Origin of the sequence: Massilia sp. PWRC2 (assembly GCF_049896725.1) — a bacterium.
In the GTDB taxonomy this organism is placed as follows: Bacteria; Pseudomonadota; Gammaproteobacteria; order Burkholderiales; family Burkholderiaceae_D; genus JAFCUW01.
Map to the genome: position 1 here is coordinate 395,698 of NZ_JAFCUW010000004.1, position 9,660 is coordinate 405,357.

A 9,660-nucleotide genomic window follows, 5' to 3' on the forward strand; every position below is an offset into this window, starting at 1 on the left:
GGAAGCGAAAAATAAAAGTTCAAAAATTTTAATTTTCTTCAAAATCCTGCAACTAGCCATTGGATGCAACGAGTGACCATGGCCCGAACAGCCTGCCGTCGCAGCGAGCAAGACAGTGCAGCAGCCGCCAGGCCCAAACAAACTTTTGGTATGTCACCAGCCTGTCACATCGATCGCGCATGATCTTGTCAAAGATGAATGCAGGCGTATCGATCGCCTGCTCGATCCTTCAAACAACTTATTAGGAGATTGAAACGTGCAGCCACGCCTTGCCTTGATCGCTTCCCTGCTCATCGGCCTCGTGCTGGCCGGCTGCGGCAGCAGCAACTCTTCAACCATCCCTGCGACGCCAGCAACGCCGGCGCCGACAGCCACGCGCACCGTGATTATGGTGTGGGATGGTTTGCGTCCCGACTCGGTGAACGCGACCGATACGCCGAATCTGTACGCGCTGCGCCAAAGCGGCGTCAACTTCAGCGACAACCATTCGACTTATCCCACCTTCACCATGATGAACGGCTCGTCGTTTGCGACCGGTTCATTTCCGAAAACCAGCGGCTTTTATGGCAATACCTTCTGGACCCCGCCCCAAGGTGCCGGCAACACTATTCCTGCCGGCAATGGCGCAGCAGGCACGGCCCAGGATTATCAGGACCCGGTCTTCACTGAAGACTACCAAGTGCTTTCCACGCTCAACACTTACTACGGAGGCCAACTCTTGCTGGTGAAAAGCCTGTTCGCCACGGCGCAAAGCGCCGGTCTGGTCACGGCCACCATCGGCAAGAGCGGTGCGGCGTATATTCAGGACCTGGGCCAGGGCGGGATTTTCCTTGACGAAAACACGGTACAGCCGCGCAGCCTGGTCACCGATCTGCAGGCAGGTGGCTTTGCATTGCCGGCCAACGTGGTGAAGAACTATGCAGGCGCAGATGCTGTCACCTTGGCGGCCAGTAACGGCAACCCGACCGCGCGCGCCGGCTACGTCACGTTCAACACGACGGCCTACGACCCTGCTGGCCAGCAGACCGTTTCCTCGCGCGACGCCAGCGACACCACGCAAGGCGCACCGGAAGACGCGGCCAACAAATACATGATGTCGGTGTTCACGCAATTTATTTTGCCGAACAAGAAGCCGATGCTCTCGCTGATCTGGTTCCGTACACCCGACAACGTGGAACACGGCTATGGCCCTGGTTCGCCGAACATGAAAGCAGGCCTGCGCTCGCAAGATGCCCGTCTGGGCGAGCTGCTCGCTGGTCTGCGTGCCAACGGCATGGACAGCAATACCAATATCGTCGTTGTCTCGGACCATGGCCATTCCAGTGTTTCCGGTCCGCTGAGCCTATATCCTTTGCGGGCGATCACTGCTTCGGCCACCTTGCCGAACGGCGGCCTGGTCAATGGTGCAACCAGCGGTAGCAACACCGCCGCGCTCGGCGCGCTCAACGCCAACGGCTTCTCTTTCTCCGGCGACGTCCGTTCGGCTGACCTGTTGACCTACCGCGGCTTCAAAGCCTTCGACGGCGCCGGCTGTTCAACGAGCGCGATGTACGGTCTCGATGCGAACGGTGCGCCCACTGTGCCGGTCAAGCTCGACGCCAGTGGCAGCCTGTGCGGCAGCGCCAATACGAAATACCAGGCTATCAGCGCCACGCTGGCCACGCCGGTGGCAAGCTTCAAGGTGCCAGCGCCGGGCAGCCTGCCGGCCAACGCCATCGTTGTCGCCGCCAATGGGGGTTCCGACTATTTCTACGTCCCCGGCCACGATGCGGCGACGGTAAAAAACCTGGTCAAGATGCTGCAGCAGCGCGAAGAATACGGCGCAATCTTCGTCGACAGCCGCTACGGCGCCATTGCCGGCACGCTCACCCTTGCGCAAGTCAACCTTGAAAACGCCAATCGCCAGAACAATGGGCAACCGGATGTGGTGGTCTCGTTCAACTGGGATCACGGTGTATCCGTGCAAGGCATGCCCGGCATCGAATTTGAAAGCGTTGGCGGCCAGCGTGGCATGCACGGCAGCTTTGGCATCGCCGACGTCCACAATACGCTGATCGCCAACGGCCCGTCATTCCAGCCGGCCAAGACGCTCGCTACGCCATCGGGCAACGTTGACGTCGCCCCTACCGTCGCTTACCTGCTCGGGCTGTCGATGCCGCAGGCTGATGGCAGGGTACTCAACGAAGCGCTTGTCAAGCCGGCCAGCAGCACCGCCATTAGCGTCACCACTTCGGCGGTCAATCCCGCGGCCGCTGCCACCGGTCTGTCGTTCGAGCTGCCAACAGATCCTACCGGCGTACTCAAGGACACCGCCCTGACCCTTGGCACGTACAACATTGAACTCGGTGTCAAGGATGTCAGCGTCGACGGCAAGACCTACCGGTATTTTGATTACGCCAAGGCAGTTCGCAAGTGAGGCCGCTGCTCAACTTGCGCCTGGCGCTGCTGTGGCTGGCCGTGCCAGCTTGCAGCGCCCATGCCTTCGAGCCGAAGTTCGAGCAGATCTTCAACACCAAGGGCGAGCCGGCGGCAACCCACTTCAAGGCGACCTTCGTGGCCAACGGCGCTGAGCACCAGCTCGAAGTCTGGCGCGAAGCGAACCGCATTCGCCGTCTGACCGATGGGAGTGCCGAGGTGTTTGCCGTGCGCAAAACTGGTAGTGATGGCTATCGGCTGTCTGTCCTGGACCTGAAGAAAAAGATCCATACCGACATTGACCGCGACAACCTCTATCGCATGGGCAATTTCACTGACTGGTTCGATCTCGGCCACGGTCTGCGCCATCCCAAAGGACCATACCACCTGAGCGCCGCCACTGCCCCGACAGGAGCTGCCACGCCGGTGGCGCCCTGCTCTTGGATCGACCTGGAACAGCAGGGGCGCGTGACCCATGTGTGCTGGAGCGCCAAAAGCAGGCTGCCTTTGCTGATGCAAGCGGACGATGGCCGCACAATCTGGCGATTGAGCAGCGTCGACCATAAACCGCTCGCGGCCGCCACCTTCGTCATCGACGACGCCGGTTTCGTGCGTAACGATGCGAATCGCGATATGGCGCAGGATTAAACAGCGAACAAGCAGCGATCTTTGAGCGAAAAGACAAAAAGCATCGACGGCCGGTGGAGGCATTTCATCGGGGACCAGCTGTGCCCAATATTGCGGCATTTGAAATCAGCGGACCCGTGCTTCCAGTCTGGCTGATGCGATCCGCCGATCGGTATCACTGTTTGACATCTCACCCACGGTTATAACGTTCACGGACGAACTCGACGAGCCGACCAGAATACTGTCGCCACCGGCATGGCGTAGCAGGCCCTGCTTCAGGCGCAGCAACGGCACCGGTAGATAGGCGAACGGTGTGCCATTGCGCAACGCCCCAGGCTTTCTCTGCAGCAGCGGGATGTTATGCTGCCAGTCGTAGCGCACCTGGCCGCGTTTGGCGATCCGATCGTGGCTGGCCACGATGACGTCGCCGGCGACGACGCATACCCGGCCTGGATACAGGCGCGCGCTCACCATCTGCCCGGAAAATTCGCAAGGCACCGAACAACGGTTGCGGCTCACCGTGACCAGGCAAGTGGACCACACACGCGCCGGCTTCTCGACGTCGCCGTCGAACGGCGTGGGTATCGGCATCATCTGCGACCGCTCCTGCTCGAGCACCTCTGCCACGCTCAGTGCCGGGTGCTCCGGGTGACGCAGTTCACCCCAAACCACCCGGCAGCGTTGGGCCAGCCAGACGTTCAGTTCGACGAAAGAGCTGAACTGCAAAGTTTGCGCCTCGATCCAGATTCTGCGCCGGCTGTCCTGCACGTTCTTCTCAACCACGCCTTTTCCCCAGCCGGAGGCGACGTTGCAGAAATCAGCGTCGAACTGGTAGTGGGCACACATGACGGCGAAGCGCGCGTTGACGATCCGACCCTTGCGCTTGTTGACCTTGTCGACGGTGGTCTTCATGTTGTCGTAAACGCCGCGGCGCGGCACGCCACCGAGCGCCGCGAACGAACGCGTGTGCGCATCGAACAGCATCTCATGGCCCTGACTTGGATACGCGACCAGCCAGAAGGCGCCGCTTGCGCACAGCTTCATGTGGGACACCTGCATGGGCCGGTAAATGCCACCGATTACCAGGCCCTCCTCACTCCAGTCGAACTAAAAAACCTCGCCTTGCTCGAAACTGAGCGGGACAAAGGCATGCTGCGCATTGCCCTCCTGCCCGTGCCACGCGCTTGTGAAGTCGGCGACGCGGCTATAGCTGCCGGTATAGCCGTCAGCTTTCACTTGCGCGAGCGGGGCCTTGGCGGTGCGGCGATTCTGCTTGCTACGGTGGGCATCGGCCGTCAGCGCCAACTCCAGCGCGGCGTGAAACGGCGTCAGTTTGCTGGGCACTTCGCCACGCCGGTAGCGCGGCGCGGCGATGACTTCCGTCTCGGGTGTCATGACCCATTTGCGTAGCGTATTACGGGATACCCCCGTGCACTTCGAGATTTCATGTAGCCACAGCTTGCCGTGCAGGTACATCCGTCGAACCTTGCCTGACATTTCCATGGTGCTCACCTATTTTTTCTCTTGCCTATTGATCAGGCAGCAGTAGTAGAACACCTGAATTAAAGTTGGGCCGGCACAACGCCTACAGGTGGGTCAGTTGTCGGTCGGCGTCAACCCTGACCAAGGTGTTTCAAGTTCAGTGACACGTTCCGGCCGCGCCCGCCGTGAGAGTTTTTTGCTCGCCGTTGGCCGGCAGCGTTGCCAGCATGTCAACGCTCTTGCTGTCGATGCCACTCGACCTCCAGCGGCATGCCGGTCTCTTGCTCAATGGCGGTTTTCCATTTCGCCACGGCGGCTTTCAAGGACTGCGACCGGTTTGATGAAAAGACCGCAAGCTTTGGCCGCGCGTTATAGTCAACGATGGCGGCGGCCACGACCCGATTCGGGCAGGCTAGGATCAGCGCCACCTTGTCGCCACAATCGCGATAGCGGCAGGCAGTTGCGAGATACATGCCATCTTGAAGTGCTTCGATCTTGCCCGGTGGGCCGACCATGTTCAACACCACGCGGTCCAACGCATTAACGGTGTAGGCGCCGGACTGGAAGGTCTTGTTGCGCAGCAGCTGTTTTAAAGCGGGACGGAACTTGGGATCTGCCCCAAGCTGGTCGGTACCCGTGTACGAACACAGACCGCGGGCGGCACACGTGCCGGCCAACGTTGCGACAAGCGTAGCGAAAAGCGCACCGACAACGAATTTTTTGCGCATGAGGGCTCCAGGTGATAAGAGGGATCAGCCGACATGGCTGATTCGATTGCGTGCGTCCGGTGCGCTAACACGTAGCAGGCCGATCGCGGCTAGATGACCGAAACTGATCGAGCCGACGCCTCCAAGCTTTCCAGGTCGGTGCACAGTCTTAGGTCAGGCGCAAGAGGCGCCTCGTACGGTGCCGAGACGCCGGTGAGCTGGACAATCTCGCCGCTGCGGGGGCGCAGGCACAGTCCTTTGACATCGCGTGTTTCGCAGACCTCGATCGGACAATCGCAAAAAATCTCGACAAAGGTTGTATCGTCCAGGCGCGCGCGAAGGCGGGCGCGATCCGCTGCCACCGGCGCTACGAATGTGGCCAGCACGATCACCCCGGCCTCGACAAACATCTGCAATACCTCACTGGTACGACGCAGATTTTCCGCCCTCCCTTCGACGTCGAAGGCGAGATCGGCGCACAGACCCGCGCGGATATTATCGCCATCAACGATTATTACCTGGTGCCCTAACGAAAACAATTGCGCTTCGAGGACATGAGCCACCGACGATTTTCCTGAGCCCGACAAACCGGTGAAGAACCGCACAGCGCCGCCGTGGCCATTGGCACTATGGCGCCGCTCGCGCGAGACCATTGATAATTGCGGGAAAACTGTCAACTGCACTGCATGTAGGACTGTCATAGTACGCCTCCAACGGTCGGGATGAATTTCGTCGTGGTGCTGATCCTAACTGGCGACAGTGAGGATGGGTTCATCGCTGATGTAGATTGAACACACGGTCCGCGTACCGCAGCGCTTCAATCGTAAGTATCTTCCCACCCTTGCAATTATCCACAAATTTTCTGGTCTTACGCCTATGTGAAGTGACATGTAGTGAGGCGGTGCCATGAAGACGCCAAGTCAACGATGCTATTTTTCGCGGAATCAAACACGAACAGGAAACGGCTGCAGCGAGAGCTCGGCATGGGTCGATGAAGAGCTCGCCGGCTCGATATTCAAGGATCAGCGGCTCGGAAGCGTTTGCGTATTCTGGTCGAACGACTATCGAATGGGATTGGTGACCTCATTCCAGTGGTATGCCAGAACTGGGCCAATACAAAAGCTGCCTATCGCTTTTTCTCGAACGAGCGAGTCAGCGAAGGTGAGATTTTGGCGGGGCATTTTCATTCGACCGCTGAGCGGTTTCGGGCTTGCGAGGGTCCGGTACTGCCTCTGCAAGATATCACCTTTCTTCCTTTCAGCGCGATAATCCAACAGCTGTCGGGGTTCCCTGCAAACCCCATATTTCGAAAGGAGATGCGCGGAAAAAGGCGCTGACTACGTGTGGCATTTTGATGCGCCCTAGCCCACCTCGTTATACACAACCTGCGCCCGCGCCATCAACGGCATCATGTCTGCTTCGCGGTCGTCCACGTAGACCAGGCGCGTCTTGGAAAGGCTTGGCGCCAGCTCGACCAGCCGTTCATATCCCTCAATCGAGCGCAGGCTTTCCTCTGGCCCGCAACATCGGCCATCGCCGTTCTTCGGTTCGCGTGCCCACATCCGGGCATCGAAAATGCCGAGCGGTGCGCGCGCCGTCGTGACCGCGTAAGCCGGGTGCACATACATCCCGCGCTGGGCCTCGTAACTGAGCGGTCCCAGGCCTTTCGCCTGCTGGCCGTTGAAGTCCAACTCGGTCGTGTCTTGCAGGCACAGCACGACCGATTGCGTGGCCATCCGCTCGCCCGTCAGCTGCCAGCGCGGCGCCAGGATCGCACGCCAGTCGACATTCTCATTGTCGAAAAAGCGGTAGGACGCCACAGATTCGCCCCATCCGTTGCATGCCTTGGGGACGCCCGCCGTCGGAGTCGCCGCCATACTTTCCATCAGTGTTCTCGCTCGCCGGTTCAGACGCACATCGCCCAGATCGAGTTGTTCGAATTCAGTTGCCGTTCATGCTGTCGATCTGTTCGCCGATTGCGCGCCGCTGCGCGCCACGTGGTCGCTACGCGCTTTCGTCGCGCTTTGAAAGAGGTCGCCGGAATTGCGGGTCGATGCCGTGTCAGGAAGCGAAAAAAAAGTTCAAAAATTTAGCCACCGACGGCGGCAAGTTTTACGCGATGCTGGCGATTCCGCACGCGAAGAACCTGTTCGTTGCCGTCTTGCAGAGGCATTGAGCCAGCAGTCGGTCAAAGTCAGCGCCCCGGGCAATATCGCGCGCGCAAAAAAACTCGTTGATAATGTTTTACACGTTATCAACGAGAGATATTTTAATTCTTTAAAATCAATGACTTAAAGCGATCTCATCACTCCCACTCGAATATTAACGATGTACGCAAGTCACTGATTTTAATGGTAATTTATGGATGGCCTGAGAGCGATACCATCGAAAATACCATCACCAAAAACCAGCCATTTTTTGTACCTGGAGCAAGCATCGTCAGTATCTATCATACGATTTTTGATCCTTCGGGTCATACACGGCCACTTCAGGCGATCGAACATGTGAAACCTTCCATTTGCTCTGAAAAAAGAAAATGCGTTTCGTTCGGCTTCCACGCGATTCGTCGAGGTCACCCCAAGCTCGCCTACACCTGATGCGACATGGGATATCTGCAGCTGGCGTCGAACTTGCCGATCGCGCGCGCGTCCAGCAGATTGGCAACGCGGCACGAACGAAAACACAAACACCCTTTTGCGGCAGTACTTCCCAAAGGGTAACAACCTGTCTCGGTGGAGCGCTCGAAACCTGCGCGCCGTTGCTCATAATCTAAATTCTAGGTCCCATACAGGACCTGTTGGTTCGCAAAGGCTTCGTCCGTAGCATGAGCCGCAAGGGAAATTGTTGGGATAATGCCGTGTCAGAACGCTTCTTCGCAAACCTCAAGTTAGAACGCGTTTGGCCGCGCCACTATGTCAATCACGCCGAGGCCAAGGCTAACATTGCTAATTACATCGTCGGCTTCTATCACTGCAAGCGAATCAATTCAGTGCTGGGCGATCTGGCCCCCTTTGTCTATACGCCGCCACCCGATAAATCCCCCCTTCGGCCCACCTGTCTGCCTCTTCCGGCTTGCCCTGCAGCGTCAATTCAGCCTGCTTGATTTTCGCGTAATCACCGATTTCCTTGGCCAGGCGCGGCATGCCCGCACTGGTGATCTGAATCTGCGCGCCGACCTTGTCCAGCGCCTGCGCGCCCGTCCACGATTTATCCAGGGCGGCAGTCGTATCTTTGCCGGTGACAACGTCCCGGTTCAGGCCCGCCACCGCCTGGCTGGCGTTCGGCTTTTTCTACAGTTAAGCTGCCGCCGCTCACGCCACTCACGGTCACACTGCCAGCGCTTTCGCGCACCTGACCCATGCCCGGCGCCAGGCTGGGCGAAAACTTGGTGCCGCTCTGGTTTTGACCCACGTTGGCGCCAAGACTGATACCGCTGGCATTGCTGACATCGAGGTTCTGCCCATCGGCGAACGACAACGTGGCCGTCGTCAAACTGTTGCGGCCAGTGTCGATCGCCGCCTCGGCGCTGCTGATGACGCCCCCTTTCAGATCGGTGTTGCCGCCAACCTTAAGCTGAAAGCCGCCGTCGCCGGCACGGATGCCACTTTGCTCCTGCACGCTGGCGTAATCGTTGTGGACCGTGCTGTTGCTGGCCTTGGCGCTGATGCCGGCGCCTGCACCCAGCGTGCCCGATGCACTCGCGCTCTGGCGTTTGCCGTCGAGCGTCGCGCTGTCCTGCAGGCTCTCGATGTTCAGGTTGCCGCCAATATCGGCCAGCACCTCGCGGCCACTGGCTACCGCCCCCTTGATGTTGGTGTCGCCGCCACTGGCGATGGTCAAGCCGCGGCCGGCGATGACGTGGCTGTTGACTTGGGTGACACCGCTACCGTCGACCTTGCCCCGGCTGGCACTGGCGCTGGCGGTCACGCCAAACTGTGCCGCCGACGCCGCCATGCTCTTCCCGGTCCGGATAACACTGACGACACTCTCCAGCACAGTGTCAACCCGTCCAACCCGGTTGACGATGATGTCCAGCGGCGCGATCGTCACGTCCTTGCCCGCCACCAAGGCTCCGCGCTCCTGCAAGGCGCACTCGCCAAGGTGGGCCAGGTAGACCTTGGGCACAGTCGAATGTCCAAGTTAAAAAAACCTGCCACACAATCAGATGCAACAAGCCATCCGACTGCAATCTCAGGTCGCCAACTCTGCTCACCTGGCCAGCCAGGTGCCTGAGTGTGCTATCACTCTCCTGGTAGCCACTGATCTGCGACTGGTAGGTGCTTCCGATGCGTAAGGTGGTGGAGTCAAACCCCAATCCACCCAACTTAAGACTTTTTAGCAATTTTTCTGGCTCATAGCCTTGTGCGGTTTCGGGCCTGGTTTGCGCGGTTTCGATAGATTTCTACGATGTCGATAGGTTCGACCAGCA

At 59.0% G+C, this 9,660-nt stretch carries 8 protein-coding genes and 3 pseudogenes; 5 read left to right on the top strand and 6 right to left on the bottom strand.

The genetic code is table 11. From position 1 onward, the window contains the following. The first annotated feature begins 256 nt into the window (after positions 1-256). On the top strand, positions 257-2,416 hold the full coding sequence (locus tag ACP7BZ_RS11250; protein WP_426113065.1) for an alkaline phosphatase family protein: 2,160 nt from the start codon (positions 257-259) through the stop codon (positions 2,414-2,416). Between the two features lie 14 nt (positions 2,417-2,430). Beyond that, positions 2,431-3,063, top strand: a complete 633-nt coding sequence (locus tag ACP7BZ_RS11255; protein ID WP_426113067.1) for a hypothetical protein — start codon at positions 2,431-2,433, stop codon at positions 3,061-3,063. Between the two features lie 213 nt (positions 3,064-3,276). Here ACP7BZ_RS11255 and istA read toward each other — a convergent pair. The 3 genes and pseudogenes from istA to cysC form a co-directional block, all read right to left on the bottom strand. Then, positions 3,277-4,545, bottom strand: a pseudogene (istA, locus tag ACP7BZ_RS11260) (IS21 family transposase); the annotation flags it as partial. A gap of 209 nt (positions 4,546-4,754) precedes the next feature. Further along, positions 4,755-5,252, bottom strand: coding sequence for a hypothetical protein (locus ACP7BZ_RS11265; RefSeq protein ID WP_426113069.1), 498 nt, complete (start codon positions 5,250-5,252; stop codon positions 4,755-4,757). 89 nt (positions 5,253-5,341) lie between these two features. Beyond that, on the bottom strand, positions 5,342-5,932 hold the full coding sequence (gene cysC, locus ACP7BZ_RS11270) for an adenylyl-sulfate kinase (RefSeq protein WP_426113071.1): 591 nt from the start codon (positions 5,930-5,932) through the stop codon (positions 5,342-5,344). A 339-nt stretch (positions 5,933-6,271) separates the two neighbouring features. Between cysC and ACP7BZ_RS11275 the strand changes: the two genes are divergently transcribed. Next, entirely contained in the window at positions 6,272-6,568 is a 297-nt protein-coding gene (locus ACP7BZ_RS11275; protein WP_426113072.1) for an IS4/Tn5 family transposase DNA-binding protein, read from the top strand. Between the two features lie 42 nt (positions 6,569-6,610). Here ACP7BZ_RS11275 and ACP7BZ_RS11280 read toward each other — a convergent pair. Continuing rightward, a pseudogene (locus ACP7BZ_RS11280) lies at positions 6,611-7,174 on the bottom strand (IS4/Tn5 family transposase DNA-binding protein); the annotation flags it as partial. Positions 7,175-7,185: 11 nt separating this feature from the next. On the opposite strand from ACP7BZ_RS11280, the gene ACP7BZ_RS11285 reads away from it, so the two are divergent. Both ACP7BZ_RS11285 and ACP7BZ_RS11290 read left to right on the top strand, forming a co-directional pair. Further along, positions 7,186-7,407, top strand: coding sequence for a hypothetical protein (locus tag ACP7BZ_RS11285; RefSeq protein WP_426113074.1), 222 nt, complete (start codon positions 7,186-7,188; stop codon positions 7,405-7,407). A gap of 648 nt (positions 7,408-8,055) precedes the next feature. After that, positions 8,056-8,190, top strand: a pseudogene (locus ACP7BZ_RS11290) (IS3-like element ISKpn18 family transposase); the annotation flags it as partial. Between the two features lie 22 nt (positions 8,191-8,212). Here ACP7BZ_RS11290 and ACP7BZ_RS11295 read toward each other — a convergent pair. After that, on the bottom strand, positions 8,213-8,497 hold the full coding sequence (locus ACP7BZ_RS11295) for a hypothetical protein (protein ID WP_426113116.1): 285 nt from the start codon (positions 8,495-8,497) through the stop codon (positions 8,213-8,215). Beyond that, the gene (locus tag ACP7BZ_RS11300) at positions 8,439-9,356 is read right to left on the bottom strand and encodes a hemagglutinin repeat-containing protein (protein WP_426113076.1); all 918 of its coding nucleotides are present in this window, start codon (positions 9,354-9,356) and stop codon (positions 8,439-8,441) included. The genes ACP7BZ_RS11295 and ACP7BZ_RS11300 overlap by 59 nt, the downstream gene beginning before the upstream one ends. Between the last annotated feature and the right edge of the window lie 304 nt (positions 9,357-9,660).

Bases quoted from the DNA above. Each gene is read 5' to 3' on its own strand.
- ACP7BZ_RS11265 (WP_426113069.1), bottom strand. From the start codon at position 5,252: ATGCGCAAAAAATTCGTTGTCGGTGCGCTTTTCGCTACGCTTGTCGCA.
- cysC (WP_426113071.1), bottom strand. From the start codon at position 5,932: ATGACAGTCCTACATGCAGTGCAGTTGACAGTTTTCCCGCAATTATCA.
- ACP7BZ_RS11285 (WP_426113074.1), top strand. From the start codon at position 7,186: ATGCTGTCGATCTGTTCGCCGATTGCGCGCCGCTGCGCGCCACGTGGT.